Origin of the sequence: Lactobacillus sp. ESL0791, from assembly GCF_029433255.1 — a bacterium.
Classification (GTDB): Bacteria; Bacillota; Bacilli; order Lactobacillales; family Lactobacillaceae; genus Lactobacillus.
In genome coordinates this window covers 2,329,805-2,344,893 of the sequence record NZ_JAQTHU010000001.1, presented here as the reverse complement: position 1 = coordinate 2,344,893, position 15,089 = coordinate 2,329,805, and the positions used below count along the sequence as shown (strand labels likewise).

Annotated in this window: 16 protein-coding genes and 1 other annotated feature; of the genes, 10 read left to right on the top strand and 6 right to left on the bottom strand. The window is 36.9% G+C overall.

Annotated features, from left to right (window positions below):
* From PT285_RS10840 to PT285_RS10825, 4 genes are all read right to left on the bottom strand, one after another.
* A complete protein-coding gene (locus PT285_RS10840; protein WP_277150478.1) occupies positions 1–642 on the bottom strand; it encodes an amino acid ABC transporter permease in 642 nt (213 codons plus the stop codon).
* Between the two features lie 214 nt (positions 643–856).
* Positions 857–1,098: a binding site (T-box leader), on the bottom strand.
* A gap of 63 nt (positions 1,099–1,161) precedes the next feature.
* Positions 1,162–1,842, bottom strand: a complete 681-nt coding sequence (locus PT285_RS10835; protein WP_277150476.1) for a deoxynucleoside kinase — start codon at positions 1,840–1,842, stop codon at positions 1,162–1,164.
* A 16-nt stretch (positions 1,843–1,858) separates the two neighbouring features.
* On the bottom strand, positions 1,859–2,506 hold the full coding sequence (locus tag PT285_RS10830) for a deoxynucleoside kinase (protein WP_277150474.1): 648 nt from the start codon (positions 2,504–2,506) through the stop codon (positions 1,859–1,861).
* A 342-nt stretch (positions 2,507–2,848) separates the two neighbouring features.
* Positions 2,849–3,430: a hypothetical protein gene (locus tag PT285_RS10825; RefSeq protein ID WP_277150472.1), complete on the bottom strand. Its 582-nt coding sequence runs from the start codon at positions 3,428–3,430 to the stop codon at positions 2,849–2,851.
* A gap of 108 nt (positions 3,431–3,538) precedes the next feature.
* On the opposite strand from PT285_RS10825, the gene PT285_RS10820 reads away from it, so the two are divergent.
* The 10 genes from PT285_RS10820 (at position 3,539) to PT285_RS10775 (ending at position 14,394) form a co-directional block, all read left to right on the top strand.
* Positions 3,539–4,735 carry an MFS transporter gene (locus PT285_RS10820; protein ID WP_277150470.1) on the top strand — a complete coding sequence of 399 codons (1,197 nt, stop codon included), beginning with the start codon at positions 3,539–3,541 and terminating at the stop codon, positions 4,733–4,735.
* A gap of 169 nt (positions 4,736–4,904) precedes the next feature.
* Entirely contained in the window at positions 4,905–5,750 is an 846-nt protein-coding gene (locus tag PT285_RS10815; RefSeq protein ID WP_277150468.1) for a helix-turn-helix domain-containing protein, read from the top strand.
* A gap of 5 nt (positions 5,751–5,755) precedes the next feature.
* Positions 5,756–6,277 carry an adenylylsulfate kinase gene (locus PT285_RS10810; RefSeq protein ID WP_277150466.1) on the top strand — a complete coding sequence of 174 codons (522 nt, stop codon included), beginning with the start codon at positions 5,756–5,758 and terminating at the stop codon, positions 6,275–6,277.
* Positions 6,278–6,556: 279 nt separating this feature from the next.
* Positions 6,557–8,353: an ABC transporter ATP-binding protein gene (locus tag PT285_RS10805; protein ID WP_277150465.1), complete on the top strand. Its 1,797-nt coding sequence runs from the start codon at positions 6,557–6,559 to the stop codon at positions 8,351–8,353.
* The gene (locus PT285_RS10800) at positions 8,343–10,163 is read left to right on the top strand and encodes an ABC transporter ATP-binding protein (protein ID WP_277150463.1); all 1,821 of its coding nucleotides are present in this window, start codon (positions 8,343–8,345) and stop codon (positions 10,161–10,163) included. Before PT285_RS10805 ends, PT285_RS10800 begins: the two co-directional genes overlap by 11 nt.
* A gap of 239 nt (positions 10,164–10,402) precedes the next feature.
* Positions 10,403–11,092, top strand: a complete 690-nt coding sequence (locus PT285_RS10795; RefSeq protein WP_277150461.1) for a response regulator transcription factor — start codon at positions 10,403–10,405, stop codon at positions 11,090–11,092.
* Positions 11,089–12,096, top strand: a complete 1,008-nt coding sequence (locus tag PT285_RS10790; protein WP_277150458.1) for a HAMP domain-containing sensor histidine kinase — start codon at positions 11,089–11,091, stop codon at positions 12,094–12,096. Before PT285_RS10795 ends, PT285_RS10790 begins: the two co-directional genes overlap by 4 nt.
* A 77-nt stretch (positions 12,097–12,173) precedes the next feature.
* Entirely contained in the window at positions 12,174–12,884 is a 711-nt protein-coding gene (locus PT285_RS10785) for an ATP-binding cassette domain-containing protein (RefSeq protein WP_280928009.1), read from the top strand.
* Positions 12,884–13,645 carry an ABC transporter permease gene (locus tag PT285_RS10780; RefSeq protein WP_277150454.1) on the top strand — a complete coding sequence of 254 codons (762 nt, stop codon included), beginning with the start codon at positions 12,884–12,886 and terminating at the stop codon, positions 13,643–13,645. Before PT285_RS10785 ends, PT285_RS10780 begins: the two co-directional genes overlap by 1 nt.
* Complete coding sequence (locus PT285_RS10775; RefSeq protein WP_277150452.1) at positions 13,642–14,394, top strand: hypothetical protein; 753 nt, start codon at positions 13,642–13,644, stop codon at positions 14,392–14,394. Before PT285_RS10780 ends, PT285_RS10775 begins: the two co-directional genes overlap by 4 nt.
* Positions 14,395–14,539: 145 nt before the next feature.
* Here the strand turns inward: PT285_RS10775 and PT285_RS10770 are convergent, their stop codons facing one another.
* Together PT285_RS10770 and PT285_RS10765 are read right to left on the bottom strand one after the other, a co-directional pair.
* A complete protein-coding gene (locus tag PT285_RS10770) occupies positions 14,540–14,746 on the bottom strand; it encodes a Txe/YoeB family addiction module toxin (RefSeq protein ID WP_374211497.1) in 207 nt (68 codons plus the stop codon).
* A gap of 53 nt (positions 14,747–14,799) precedes the next feature.
* Positions 14,800–15,066 (bottom strand): type II toxin-antitoxin system Phd/YefM family antitoxin, encoded by a 267-nt coding sequence (locus tag PT285_RS10765; protein WP_277150450.1) that lies wholly within the window; start codon positions 15,064–15,066, stop codon positions 14,800–14,802.
* Positions 15,067–15,089: the final 23 nt, after the last annotated feature.

Sequence of the window (15,089 nt, the reverse complement as noted above, 5' to 3'; positions counted from 1 at the left end):
TTATTTCCACTTGGAATAACTGCTTTCAATTTTACGCAATAAGTATGAAGCGATCCCCGTCATCATTAGGTAAACAATACCGACTAAAACTAGCGGAATTAATGTAACATCACGCGCCGTTGCAACATTTCCTGCACGGAGCAGATCGCCCAAGCCGATAACATAAACAAGTGAGGTGTCTTTTACTAGGTTAATAACTTCGTTGCCGATTGACGGGATAACAATTTTTATTACCTGGGGAATAATAATGTGGGTTAGTGTCTGCCAGCGATTAAGCCTTAAGACCCGTGCACTTTCGTATTGCCCGACCGGAACAGATTGAAACCCGCCCCGGAAGATCTCTGCGAAATAAGCGGTATAGTTTAAAATGAAGGCAAAGAGAGCAGCGTTGTAACGCTGAAAGATAATGCCGATAATTGGCAGACCATAGAAGATAAAAATCAACTGTAAAAGTAATGGCGTGCCGCGCATGATCCAGATATAGAACTTCAAGATCACTTGTAACGGCTTGAAATGTGAAATTAGCCCTAGACTGACAATTATTCCGAGCGGAATTGAAATGATTAATGTCCAGAAGAATAAAACTAACGTTAATTTTGCTCCTGAAAGCAGTGCAGGCATGATTGAATTGATATAATTCATATTTTTCTCCTTAATAAGTAAAAAACGCCCTCTAGGTTAATACCTAGAGGGCGCTATAACGTGGTTCCACCTCAATTTACTGTCTACTCGCGTAAAACAGCCTTAAGCGGTTTTAGAAAACAAAATGCAAATGCTAAAATCGCAGCGATAACGGGACTACCGGAATTTCTATAATTTATTGAAATAAAAAAGCCGCCTTCTTAGACAATTTGTCTAAGAGGACGACATAGCGTGATTCCACCTCAGCTTCGTTACTTGCTCACACAAGTAACCTCAGCCAGTCAAAAACTAAAAAACTAATCTTTAACTGAAGTGATAACGGGACCACCGGTATTTCTTACTAAATTCAGAAAAACGGTTCGCAGGTGTGATTCATATTGTGAGATTGATGCCTTTTCAGCAACCGGCACTCTCTGTCAATCCAAGTAATATTACTAGTCTGCTCATAACCTTTTAATTTAACTATAATTATAGACGCTAAAAAATATATGTCAAGTAAAAATAAAAATAATATTAAAACTAAATTTGAACCCTGGTGGACTTATCCCAGCTTGCGGGAAGTTTGCCAACTTCTTTTAATTTGGCAACAATTTGTTTCAAGACCACTTGCCGGTCGTCTTCGTTAGCGATGAAGTCGTACTTGTCACCGTCAATCTGCATTTTAGGTGAATAATCGTATTTTTTGTACCATGGCTTGTAATAACGCAGCAAACGTTTGTAATAATCTTCCAGGGTGGCATCATAGCTCAACTGTTCGTACGGCCGGCCTCGTTTTTGAATACGCTTGATCATTGTTTCGTATGAAACGTTGATGTGCACCAGTAAATCTGGATTCTTTTTTGGCATATGTTCAAGTTCACGCATCATACTATTGAGCAATTCATAATAGGTATCGACTTCTTCGGACGTTGCCCGCCCGATATCGGCATTCATTTGGAAGAAAAGCGCATCTTCATAGATCGACCGATCCAAAACATTGTTGTCCTCGGTTAAAGCATCTTTGATGCTGCGAAAACGCGTGTTTAGGAAGAACACCTGCAACAAAAAGGCATATTTTTTGGGATCAGCGTAGAAAAGCGGCAAAACGGGATTGTTATCAACGCTTTCGTAGAATGGTTTTGTTCCTAAATACTTTGCTAAAATACTGGTTAGACTGGATTTACCGGCTCCAATTGGCCCGCTTAAAACAATAACTGTCATCACGTTCCTTCTTAAATTATAACTTCCCTAGTTCTTGCAGTTTATTATCAACTGCGGCTAAAACTTCTTTTTTCGCATCTTCATCAATAATAAAATCATACTTGTCACCATCAATTGCCATCTTGGGTGAAGCATGATAGCTTTCGTACCACGGTTCATAATAGCTGATTAACCGTGCATAATAATCTTTCAAACTTGGATCGGTACTGATTTGTTCAAAAGAACGGCCGCGCTTCTTGATGCGTTTAAGCATTGTTGCAAGTGAAACGTGAATGTAGATTAAGAGATCTGGCTTTTTACTCTGGTTACCAGGGGTATCTTCCATCATGTTTTCAAGTAAACTATCGTAAATTTTAAATTCTGTTGGATCAGCTACCTTGTTGTCAGCATTCATTTGGAAAAAGAGTGCATCCTCATAGATTGATCTGTCTGAAACACTATTTTTTTCCTGAACGGCTTGGTTGATTTGTGCCATTCGGTGGTTGAGTAAATAAATGTTCAGCAAAAAGGTATACCGCTTCATGTCTTTGTAATACAGAGGAAGAACAGGATTATTATCAACACCCTCGTAGAAGGCCTGTGTTCCCAAATGCTCGGCTAAAATACTGGTTAAACTGGATTTACCGGCTCCAATTGGCCCACTTAAAACAATAACTTGAATCACGCTCTTTCATAAAATACAACATCTTGACACTTAACTAGTTTAATACGACATCTAGGGGTAATACAAGAAAAAAGTTAATTAGCTTTTTAAAATAAAAGTCAAGTGCTTTTGTATGATACAGAATAAATTTATGAGAAATTGAGTCCTGCTTAATGTGAAAAATAGTAATAAAATTATATTATGAGGGTGAATAATACTTTAGATATTTGTAAATTTAATAATAAAATTAGCTCCTTTAATAATGGCAGCGCTGAATACACTAACTTTGAATTGACAAAAATACAAATGAAGTATTAATAAAAATTATTTGATATGTAATTTTAAAATGCAATGAATACATTGTTAGCTGCTTTTCTTGTATTGTTCATATAAAAAATTATCTTTGCTAACAATATCAAGAGCCGTAATTCTACGGATTTCAAGCGGTTTGTTTTGGCTGGGGAAATCGTAATCTAGATCTTTGTCATGCGTCATTTCATCAAGGGAAACAAAATTATCGCTGACAGCAATGACTTTACCGCTGTTAGGATAATCGTAGCCGGCAATACTAAGTGTAATAACATTACCATGTTGGCAATAATAATTAAGCAGGCTGGCAGGAGTAAAATTTGTTTTTTGCAAGATATGGTTATACTTTTCTTTTAAATTAAATGGATCAAAGGCGTTGAATTGTTGATAAGTCTTGATATTACTTTCGAAAATTTTAGTGTAGCTTGTATTAGTAAGAATTTTGGCGATATCTGCTTTAGCATAGAGGCTATAACCATCGAGAGCACCGTATTCATCAATACTTTCAAAAATGCAAAAATTGCCTGCATCTTTTACCAGATAGCCGAGTAAAAACCTATCTGGATCACTTGTTTTGGAATAGACTTCTAATAAAATATTTTGTTTCAGATATTTATTTAAAATTTCTTGTTTCATTTTAGTTTCTCCTTGAATTGTCTTTTATTCGAAATATATTAAAAATTTTTATTTTACTTCTTAGTTTTCCTAATCAATAATACTACTTATATTGTATAGGAGTATAGAATGAAAACAAACAAAGAATTGTCGGCACATCAGCGTTTACGTTTAACTACAAGTTTATATTTAAATTATTTGGTTCATGGCTTTAGCTTAATTATTATTGCGCAAAACATGTCCAACTTAAGTCATACATTTAATACAACCATTGCCCAGATTTCTTTTATCATGTCTGGCACAGGAATTGGGCGACTACTAGGTTATCTTTTAACTGCTTATCTTTCAGATCGTTATTCGCGTAAAACAACGATTGTAAGTGGCATGATCTGTTATTTGCTCTTTGCCTGGGGAGTAATTCTTTCACCTAACTTAACCGTTCTATATTTGATAACGGCTTTAGCAGGACTAGGGAATTCGCTGCTTGATGCAGGAACGTATACCACGTTAGTTGAAATTAATCATGGTGAGGGCTATGCGACAATTTTAATAAAAGGCTTTGCATCAATCGGTGAATTTATCTTACCTCTGCTGGTTTCTGTTCTGCAGCAAAACAGACTTTGGTATGGCTGGTCATTTGTAATAATGGGAATTTTAATTTTGATCAATATGCTTTTATTAGTGCCAATTAAGTTTCCTAATATGCAGGTTGAAATTCAAGAAGAAGCCCAAAAAGCTTCCAGGATCACAAAAACCAAAAATATCGTTTTAACTGTTTTACTCAGTATTTATGGCTATATTTCAATGGCTCTTATGATTTGGTTTACTCAGTGGATTACAATTTATGGTAAAGAGACTTTACATTATTCTAATATTATTAGTCATGGCTTAATGTCGGCTTACAGTTTAGGCTCAATGCTTGGAGTAATCAGTTTATATATTTTATCACGTAAAAAGGTTAGTAACACTAAACTGCTGATTAGCTGTAATGGCATTGCTCTAATTGCAATGACCGTTGTTTTAATCAGCAAACAATCTGCTATTGTTAATCTTGCCAGTTTAATATTTGGCTTTAGCTCTGCTGGCGGAGTTATGCAGATCGGCTTAACTGTATTAATGAATTTACATCCTGCACATCGCGGTTTAATGACTAGTCTTTTCTATTTGTTTGGTAGTTTCGCTTCAATTTCTGTACCAATAATTTCTGGTCAATTTTCTAAAGTTAGTTTGCATTTAGCATTAGGTGCAGACTGGGGCATAGCGCTTTTAGCTACAATTATAAGCTGCTTAATTGCTCTTATTTTAAGACAAAAACAATCTAAATAATAAGCGTCCAAAACTCTGATAACATAGTTAGTAAAATAGCTCAGTTAGCAGGGCTTTTTTATTTTCTGCTTGATCTTTTTTCTAATTGAGGCAATATTAGATTAAAGTGCTGGTAAATTCGTTATCATAATTATTGCCTGGAAAATATTTTTAGATTTGAGGAATGGAAATGACAATCGGCGAATTATTGAAAAAGTACCGCATTGATAATGCAAAAACTCAGAAAGAGTGGGTTAACGGGATTGTCAGTCCCTCATATTATGCAAAAGTCGAAAAGGATCTGCACCGAATTACTGCTGAGGATTTAGCGGCTATTTTAACCGCAAATAATATTTCGATTGCTGATTTTTTTAATCAGTTAGGCAATAAAAAGCAGACAGAAGAGGATATGGAAGCTGCAATTACTCGTCTTATTACCCAAGCTTTCTATCATAATTCAGTTGCTGAATTAGAAAAAATCAAGCAGTTGGTAAATGAAAATAAGTTGTCTCATAGAGAAGATTGGCTGCTTTACATTGATGCTTTCATTGCTTTGCTTGATGATAAAGAGCTAGCTGAGTCTAAAAAAGCTGCATTAAAGGAAAAGATTTTTAATTTAGCTGATTATAATGATTTGAAGCTCGTTTTGTACTGCAATTTTCTCCCTATTTACGATTTTGACAGTAATTTATTGATTTCTGAGAGAATCATTGCGCAGCATAAAGACGATAAAGATTTACGAACGCAAGAAGAATTATTGGTAATTATTGGCAACATGACAATTGTTTGCATTGAAAATAATCGGTATGAAGAAGCACAGTATTACGTGAAAGTTGCTGATCAGCTGCCGGTATGGGCAGAATCGTTTTTCTATAAAAATCTTATCGTAATCATTAAAAACCTGCTTAAATATCATGATGAGAAAAAGCCAGAGTATTTGGATACCTGCAAGTTAGTGATTAAGGATATTGAGTTGGTGGGAATGCCCGCTTATGCTAATGAAATTAAAAAATTCATTTTCAAGAATAAAAGGTAGAAAAAATGAAAAGCAAAGTTATTGTCGTTAGCGGTGTCACCGCGAGTGGAAAAACAACGTTGGTTAAGTGTTTGCATCAGAATTATTCAGATAGTAAAATTATTTCGTTTGATAATTATGATATTGATCAGTTGCCAACCACACCGAGTATTGATGTACCTTTAAAAGAAGCCGTTAATCAATATGATATTACCGCTTTGATGAAAGATCTGCGCAAGATTTATGGAACGGTGCCGTTAATTTTGGTGGACTTTCCTTTTGGTTACCAGCACCAAATTTTGCGTCCGCTGATTGACCGGGTGGTTTATTTAAAAACGCCGCTAGATGTTGCTTTTGCAAGACAGATCATCCGTGATGATGCAGATAAATCTGTTGAAGAAATAATTTCTTGGGCCAAAACTTATTTGCGGATCGCCCGGCCATATTTTGTCGCCAATCAGGAATATATTGCTGAAAATGCTGATCTGGTTTTGGATGGAACTTTGCCGCTTGCTGAAATGGTCGAAAAAGTGCAAGCCATAATTTGATTTTCAAAAATATTCTTGCAAAAAACAAAAAAGGTGTTAAAGTTAATTTCGTAAATAAGTAATTATTAGTCGAAAAGGAGTTTCATCGTGCGTAAAGTATTTCTAAATTTGAATATTAAAACTTTACGAATAGAAACTCCCAAAATGGCGACGTTAGTCTAAATGACTTCGTCTTGTCGTTTGACGATCAATAACGAATAACTAAAAGCAAAAATTTATTGAAGAAGAGAATTCTATGCGGAATTCTCTTCTTTTTTTGTGCTTTAAAGGAGGTCAAGGATGGGAAAATACAGCATTATTAGTAATTTGCGGTGGCTAATAAGCTACATGGGAAAAGAAAAGAAATGGCTTTGTTCCTGGCCGGTTGCTGTTACTGTGATTAAAGTGGTCAATACCTTGCTGACAGCAACCTTGCCGGCATTCGTGGTTTGGGCTTTTACAGATAAGAGCAGATATAAAATAACGCTGCCTTTATTGGTTTTAGTCAGCCTGCTCAGTGGCTTCTTATCGTGGTTCAGCAACTGGTATAACCGAAAAATGTTTTGGGAAAATACTAAACTGCGCTGGCATCTGAGCCTAAAAGACGATGAGCTTTATTTGCAGCAGCCATTTGCCGACAGTTTGTCACACGTGAAACAAGATGAACGTTTTGCGGCAACGCAGTATGCTTTTTCCGATGAAAATACAGGAGTAAGTAATTTTATTTCTTCATTAGCGAACTTTACAGCAACATTAGTGACATTAATCGTTATTTCGCTTTTAACGATTAAGATTAGCTGGCTAGTATTTTGCTTAATTTGGCTTAGCATGCTTCTCACTGATTATCTTCTGCAGCAATTAGCAGTCAAAAGACGCCATTTTAGGAAGAAGATTGACGAACAACAATATGCAAGGGAATATTACAACAAGATCTGCTTTGCGGAAAACGCGAGTGCCGACATCCGGCTGTATAACTTGGCGCCAGGAATTACTGCCAAAATAGAGGCGATTCAGGCACAAGTTGAAAGTAGTGAACAGCAGATTTCCCAAGTGAAAGTTAATTATCAAAATTTAATTCAGGTTATTAGTTTTTTACGGTTCGCAGTGAGTTTTTGTTGTTTGTTGCTTGCCTTGAAAAATGGTCGCTTAAACATTACCGAATTTACCTTTTATTTTGGCTTGCTGAGCAGTGTAGAACTGCTGCTGCGTAATAATTGCCAAAACTTTATGGATTTAACGGCGGCAAACAGTGACATTAATTCTGGGCGTAAATATTTTTCCAAGGTTGAGCAAACAATAACGAAGCAAAATGAACAGATGCGGGCATTACCAACCAAATTTAATATCAAGTTTGATCATGTTAATTTTGGTTACCAGCCGGATAAGTTAATTATTAAAGATTTTACGCTGGAGATTAAACAGGGCCAGCAGTTGGCACTGGTTGGCCTAAATGGCGCAGGGAAAACAACGCTGACTTTACTTTTAATGGGCTATCTGCAGCCCCTTAGTGGTGAAATTTATGTTGGCAATTGCCCCTTAAGCGAGCTGAGTAATAAGCAGCGCCTAAGTTTTTTTTCGGCAATGTTTCAAGAAAACACAGTGCTGGCAACGGATGTTTTGCATAATATTACGGTTAATAGAGCTGCTTCTGCCACCAAAGTAGAGCAATTACTTGTTCAAACCAAATTTGCTGAAAAAGTTGCCCACTTAAAGGCGGGTCTTAAGACGCAATTAACCCATTATGTCAGTGATGATGGGCAAAACTTTTCTGGTGGTGAATTAGAAAAGCTCATGCTGACACGGGCACTTTATAAAAACGCACCGATTATGATTTTAGATGAACCAACAGCGGCACTTGATGCACTTGCTGAAAAAGATTTGTACCAACAGATTGCTAGTTTGACTAAGGGCAAAACGACAATCTTTATTTCACATCGTTTGGCGTCCACGGCAACCAGTGACCAAGTTTGCTTCATGAAAGCTGGGCAGATTATTGGCTTAGGAAGTCATGAAGAACTGCTGCGCACAAATCAAGCTTATCGCAATCTCTATGATAGCCAAGCTAAATATTATCGGGAGGAACAGCATGAAAGATAAACAAGAAGTAAAGTTACTTTTGCATGAAACCAATAAATTGTATCCCCATGTGCTGGCCGTTCAGGTTATCCGGGCGGTAATTAACAGCTTAATTGACATCTTAAACGTTTTATTTTTGGGACTTGAAGTAAATATTTTAGTAACCAAGCAGAATTGGAGTTTAGCGTTAAAAGTGGGTTTGTTATTTTTAACTATTAAATTTATATTGAATATCGCGGATAATTATTTTAGCGAGCTGGCAGATCGGCACAGCCGCCTGCTCAATCAGCGGGCCCAAGCTCAGATTTCGCGGCATCTTGTTCAAGTTGATTATGAAACTTTTATGTCGCCTAAATTCCGCCAGTTGTATAGCGATATCAGTGAGGGGATGCAATTTACCGGTGGCTTTCAACAGTTTATTGCCAATGTTGTTAATGATTTTGCCAGTTTTGTGGTGACACTGCTGACTTCTGGTACGATTGTCTGCTATATTTTAGTTAAAGGCTGGCAACAAGCGGCAGTTAACGGTCAAGGCCCAATTTTCCTTGTCTTTTTATTAATGGCAGTTATCTTGCCGCTCTATCTTTCGGAGAAAGTTGGAAATTGGTCTGGGAAAATTTTTCAGCAGTTTTTCGCAGTAAATATTAAATTTAACCGGCTGTTGTCCTATTATTTGGAGTATGCTTTTACCGAAATCAGTGTTAACAAGCTGCTGCGCTTGTTTGACCCTGAGAATACTTATTTGCAGCACGCCAAAAAGCAAATAATCAATGGCACTGATCGAGATGAAAAAATTCAGAGTAAAGCATTGGGTGTTTATGTTGTGTCTGATTTGGCAACGAGCCTAGCAATTGGTTTGCTGTATGTTGTTATCGGTTTGTTCATTGTTCAAGGCGGGCTTAGCATCGGTAATCTGATTTCAGCGGTTGGTACGCTTGAGTTGTTGATTACTAGTTTAGGTAATTTGTTCAGTTCATGGGGCAAACGTGCGGGTTCATTTAAAACAATGGAACAATTTAGTGAATTTATGCAAATGGGTGAGGAAAAATCTGCGGATAAGCCGAAACTATTAAAAACGACAGATTTTACGGTTGAGTTTGTTCACGTTTCTTATCGTTATCCAGGACAGGAAACTTATGCGCTGCAGGATGTAAGTTTAACTTTGAAGAGTGGTGTTAAGACGGCTTTGGTGGGGCAAAATGGCAGCGGTAAAACAACTTTGGTAAAGCTACTATTGCGACTAGTCAGGCCGACAGCTGGGAAAATTTTATTTAATGGTCAGGACATTGCCGACTTAGATTTAAAAAATTACCAGGACTTTTTTGCGGTGGTTTCACAACACTTTTTCTTAACAGCAGAATCACTGGCTAAAAATGTGGCAGCTGATCGAAAAATTATTTCTGCCAAGGTGCAGAATGCACTAACAGAGGTAGGCTTAGATAAAAAAGTTGCCGGGTTAGAGCTAGGAATAGAGACACCGGTGTCAAATGTCTTGAGTGAGCAAGGAGTCAATTTTTCCGGTGGCGAGCAGCAAAAGCTGGCCATTGCTAGAGCGGTTTATCGTGACAGCAAATTTTATGTTTTAGATGAGCCAACCGCAGCACTTGATCCCTTGGCTGAAGCCGAAGTGTTTGATCAGTTTGCTGACTTAACGCATAAACAGACGGCGCTCTTTATTTCGCACCGCATGAGTTCGACGCGAGCAAGCGACTATATTTATGTGCTGGATAAGGGGCAGTTGGTTCAGCAGGGGACGCACGCGCAGCTAATGAAAAAACCGGGAATTTACTCTAATCTGTACAAAGCACAGGCAGAATTTTTTAAGAAGTAAAATATCTGTGATAACTATAGTATTCATTAGTAAATACATTGAATTATGCATAAATTTTTCTAAAATACTAAGCCAACCATAATTGCTGGTTAAATTTAGTCTAATTTTGTTAGTTATAATGTTATTTATGCTGTTAGATCAGCCACCAATCCCAATTTTTGCTAAATTGCTAATACTTCTTACCTAACCTATAATTATCATAATTTAATTGTTCAGCTGCAAGAAATGAGGTTTAGTTAATGACTTACATAAAAAGCTGCGTAATTTTATATATTGAAGATAATGAGGACATTGGTAAGTGGGTCAAGGATGAATTAACCCAGCGCGGCTATCAAGTTTATTGGCTTTTATCGGGTCAAGATGCGCAAAAATATTTTGATTTGGCTGATATTGTTGTACTAGATATTATGCTGCCTGGTCTTGATGGTTTTACTCTTGGAAAAAGATTTAAAAAATTGCGGCCACAGGTACCAATTCTTTTGTTGTCTGCACGAACAGCACTTGAAGATAAAGTTACCGGATTAAAATTTGCGGATGATTATTTGACTAAACCATTTGCCCCAGAAGAATTGGCAGCAAGAATAGAAGTCCTGTTACGCCGCAATAATTTTATAGAAACTAACAAAATTAAGTTTGGTAACCATCTTATAATAGATTTTTCTGCCCATACTGTCATGAATGAAGAAACTAAGCAAGAAATTGTGCTGACGGGCAAAGAATACCAGATTTTGGCATATTTGGTGAAACATGCAAATCAAATAATGACCAAAGAGCAGATTTTTGAAGATGTATGGGAGGAACCCTATATTGATGGTGATAAAACATTGTCAGTTCATTTGCGTCATTTGCGGATAAAATTGGAACAAGATCCAGATAAACCGACGGTGATTCAGACAATTCGTGGTATTGGGTATCGGGTGAAACAATGAAAAAACGATCTTTACGGCGTTATTTGTACTTTCATTTTTTAATATTGATTTTTTTGCTACTGGGACTGTTCCTAATGTTGGTCGGAATTTATCCGGTTGAAAAAACGCAAACTGCTTATTCAGCAACCCGTTATCAAGCCGTTTTATTGCTCCTATTTTGTGTGGTGATTCTTTTTGTAATGATTTCTGGGCTCTTTTTTTATCGTTTGCATAAACGCTTACTTCCTTTGCAAAAGGCAATGGAAGTCGCCACGAAAAATTCTACTATTCCGCAAAAAATTTCTATTAAAAAAGGCAAAATAGATGAAATTGCCCAATTAGAGTTTGCATTTAATCAAATGTCGCAGCAATTGAAAGAAAGTTATCAAAAAGAGAAAGAAGAAGAGAAACTAAGACAAAAATTGATTGCAGATATTTCGCATGATATTCGGACACCTTTAACGGTTTTACGGGGGCAAACGGCACAGCTTGAGCGCGAGAACCTCAGTGAGAAAGGCAAGTTAACACTTACCTCGCTTAATCAAACTATTTCGTATATAGGAGAACTAGTCAATAATTTGCTAGATTACTCACTATTACAGGCAGGAAAATACCCGTATCATCCGCAAGTAGTCAATATCGTGAGATTAGTTAGAGTAGCAGTTGCCTCTTGGTATCCGACCTTTGAGCAAAAGGATTTTCGGATAGATGTTTGTTTACCGGAAAATCATTCTTTTACGTGGGAAGTGGATCCACAGTGGTTCAATAGAGTGCTGAATAATATTTTTCAAAATGTTTTACGGCACGCTAGCGCAGGGAAATATCTTGCCATCTTCTTAGATTTTAAAACAGAGCAGTTAACTATTAAGGATCATGGTCCAGGGATGGGGCATCTTTCTGCTAATCAAGGTTTAGGAATTGGGTTAACCGTTTCGCGTTATATGCTGGAGCAGATGTCATTGGAAATTAATTTTGTTTCATCTAAGCATGGAACAAGTGTGCAAATTTCTAAAAAATTAGACTGAATTTAACCAGAAACTAATTTTAGTTTTGACTGAAAATACTAAGATAGGCACATAAATAAAAGAAAGGTGTGTTATCGATGATTTCAGTCAATAATCTAACTAAAAAACGGGGCTCTGCAACAATCTTACAGAATCTAAGTTTTCAGGTAAAAAGTGGTAGGGTTACAGGATTTTTAGGTCCTAATGGTGCAGGTAAAAGTTCCACTATCAGGATTTTACTAGGATTGGATCAAGCAACTTCGGGAAATGCATTAATTAATGGCATTCCATATATCAAACTTAAAAACCCGCTTTATACGGTAGGAGCTGTATTAGATGGTTCCGGTGCGCATCCCGCACGTACTGGGAGAAATCATTTAAAATGGATTGCTCAGGCTGCAGGGATTTCTACCAGCAGGGTAGACGAAGTATTGGAAATTGTTGGGTTAACTCAGGCTGCTAGCAAGCGTGTTAAACAGTATTCTCTTGGGATGTCGCGTAGGTTAGCTCTTGGAGCAGCACTACTTGGGGATCCAGATATTCTTATTTTGGATGAACCAACGAATGGTTTGGATCCAGAAGGCATCCGGTGGCTGCGAAATTTTTTACATAAACGTGCTCAATCCGGGAAAACAGTATTGTTGTCTAGTCATTTGATGGGTGAGACAGCGGAAACAGTAGATGACGTGATTATTATTAATCATGGCCAAATTATTGCTAACGGAACATTAAGAGAAGTAATCGGTGCTCATTCTTGTTTAGAAGATGCATTTTTTACGCTTATTAAACATGATGGAGGGAAGCAGTAATGAACGACATTAATTCAGAGTTTTGTAAACTTTTTTCTCTTCCGTCAGCCTGGCTGGCTTTTCTTGTAAGTATTCTAATCGCACCAGTAATTACTGCGATTAATTCGTACTACGCACTTTCTGATTTAAGAAAAGGCATATTAACGAAGATTGATCCAGGGCTTGGCTTTCAAGAATTAGCATTTGGGGTTGCGGGTATAATTATTTTGGGCGTTATTATGATTAGCAGCGAATATTTTACTGAAAATGCAGAGTCTGGGAACAGTAGGCAGATTACAACTAGTTTATTGAGTGTGCCTGCACGTCTACGGTTATTACTTTCTAAGTGTGTGGTTACTACACTTGTAAGTGCATTTTTAGCAATTATTGCGAGTGTTATTACTTTTTTGACAATTAAGTTAGTTCTTGGTTCGTATGCTCCTGCAATTAAATTTAAAGAAATTGGTAAATTTTTAGGAGTTATTTATTATTGGGTATTAACTGCATTGTTGGCTTTAGCAATTACTGTTTTCACGCGTAACGGTATAATTCCATTGACATTTTTGATTCTCAATAGTTCAGTTGTGACTGTTTCTTATTTATTAGCAAAAACTACTATATTGGCTAATTATTTACCGGATATGGCGGGGCTTAGGATGTTTACCAAAGTTAGCGGCACTGGTGTTAGCTTTTCGCCGCTTTTGGCAGGAACTATTATGACAGCTTGGATTACTGGGCTATTTCTGCTGGCTGCTATTGTGTTTTGCAGAAGGGATGTGTGACAATTTTGCAAAAGAGTAGATTCTTGCGTGCCCTTGCTGCTGAATGGCGGAAATTATGGACATTGTCTTTAGTCTGGTGGACAATTTGCAGTACACTGGCAGCAAATATTGTTTTAACTTTAGCTTTTGCCAATAATGCTGCACGAGAAAAGGTGATAACGTTAAATATACTTGATGTTGGGCTGTCTCCAGTCAGTTATATTCAAGCTGGTTTTATGATTTTGGGGATTCTAGCTATTTGTTCAGAGTATAATAGTGGTCAAATCCGGGCGACATTAGCTGCCATGCCTTGGAGAAGGATACAACTATTTGCCAAGCTTTTAGCGCTTCTATTGCTGCTGATTCCGTTTGCCTTTATTATTCCGGGGATGGGGGTCTTAATTGTTAAACTTTTTTATAGCAGTGCCGTGATAAAGGCATCATCTTGGGCGATAATTAAAAAGTTATTGACGGTAACCGCCTATCTTACTTTGACAGCCTTACTTACTGCAGGTATCAGTATTCTTGTCCGGCGTACTACCTCGTCTTTAGTTGGGATACTGACATATTATTTCATTTTTGGGCCAATTCTAAGAAAATATATTGAACTGGCTAAATATTTACCCGATGCTGCAGGGCTAGCGATGTGGGGTTCGCACCATAGCGGCAATATGATATTAACGCCAGCTTTAGGAAGCTTATCTTTAATTATTTGGGTTATAGCTATCTTATTTGTAGCAGTCATTAAATACCAGCACTATGATGCGTAGGCACTGAATTATAAAGAATAAAGGGAATAGCGATGGCACTCAGGTAAACGCAGAATTTTTTAAGAAGTAAAATATTTGCAAGTTATTTAGGAGAAAAGTTTGCAGTTAAAAAAGCAAACTAACCGTTTAGCTAGCTTGCTTTTATTCATAATGTGACCAGCAGGATAAAATGGCTGTACAATTTATTCTGTTTATTTATCTTATAAATTATTCTGTGTTGACTGTTTAAACGTCTTGAATAATAATTTTTACCAGATGGTTCAAGCTTTTCAAACGATTGAATGGGATTATAAGGATTCTGCTCGATAGTTTCTACTATTTCCTTAAATCGGTTACGTAAATTACTCTGCATGAGTTTCTTTAGATCGTTCTTAGCAGATGGTTTAATTTTAATTTGCCACTTAGTCATTTGGCGTCAATTTCTGCAATCATTGTCTCTAAGTCAATGGCTTCAGCTTTTTCATTATCGCGTTTGATCGCATCTTGTAGTTGACCATTGCTAATTAATGCTAAAGTTTCTTGTAATTCGTCATATTCACGTTTACTAATTAAAACGGCACTTTTTTCGTCGGTTGCTCCTGCAATAATTACAGGCTTGGCATCACGGTTAGTTTTATTGATTAAACTATATAAATTTGTTCGTGCTTTAGTTGGGGTTACAATATCTGCCATAATTATACCTCCTAATTATATTT

What these genes read in the sequence shown, in the direction of transcription:
- PT285_RS10840 (WP_277150478.1), bottom strand. Translation starts at nt 642, where the DNA reads ATGAATTATATCAATTCAATCATGCCTGCACTGCTTTCAGGAGCAAAA.
- PT285_RS10835 (WP_277150476.1), bottom strand. Translation starts at nt 1,842, where the DNA reads ATGACAGTTATTGTTTTAAGCGGGCCAATTGGAGCCGGTAAATCCAGT.
- PT285_RS10825 (WP_277150472.1), bottom strand. Translation starts at nt 3,430, where the DNA reads ATGAAACAAGAAATTTTAAATAAATATCTGAAACAAAATATTTTATTA.
- PT285_RS10820 (WP_277150470.1), top strand. Translation starts at nt 3,539, where the DNA reads ATGAAAACAAACAAAGAATTGTCGGCACATCAGCGTTTACGTTTAACT.
- PT285_RS10815 (WP_277150468.1), top strand. Translation starts at nt 4,905, where the DNA reads ATGACAATCGGCGAATTATTGAAAAAGTACCGCATTGATAATGCAAAA.
- PT285_RS10810 (WP_277150466.1), top strand. Translation starts at nt 5,756, where the DNA reads ATGAAAAGCAAAGTTATTGTCGTTAGCGGTGTCACCGCGAGTGGAAAA.
- PT285_RS10805 (WP_277150465.1), top strand. Translation starts at nt 6,557, where the DNA reads ATGGGAAAATACAGCATTATTAGTAATTTGCGGTGGCTAATAAGCTAC.
- PT285_RS10800 (WP_277150463.1), top strand. Translation starts at nt 8,343, where the DNA reads ATGAAAGATAAACAAGAAGTAAAGTTACTTTTGCATGAAACCAATAAA.
- PT285_RS10795 (WP_277150461.1), top strand. Translation starts at nt 10,403, where the DNA reads ATGACTTACATAAAAAGCTGCGTAATTTTATATATTGAAGATAATGAG.
- PT285_RS10790 (WP_277150458.1), top strand. Translation starts at nt 11,089, where the DNA reads ATGAAAAAACGATCTTTACGGCGTTATTTGTACTTTCATTTTTTAATA.
- PT285_RS10785 (WP_280928009.1), top strand. Translation starts at nt 12,174, where the DNA reads ATGATTTCAGTCAATAATCTAACTAAAAAACGGGGCTCTGCAACAATC.
- PT285_RS10780 (WP_277150454.1), top strand. Translation starts at nt 12,884, where the DNA reads ATGAACGACATTAATTCAGAGTTTTGTAAACTTTTTTCTCTTCCGTCA.
- PT285_RS10770 (WP_374211497.1), bottom strand. Translation starts at nt 14,746, where the DNA reads ATGCAGAGTAATTTACGTAACCGATTTAAGGAAATAGTAGAAACTATC.
- PT285_RS10765 (WP_277150450.1), bottom strand. Translation starts at nt 15,066, where the DNA reads ATGGCAGATATTGTAACCCCAACTAAAGCACGAACAAATTTATATAGT.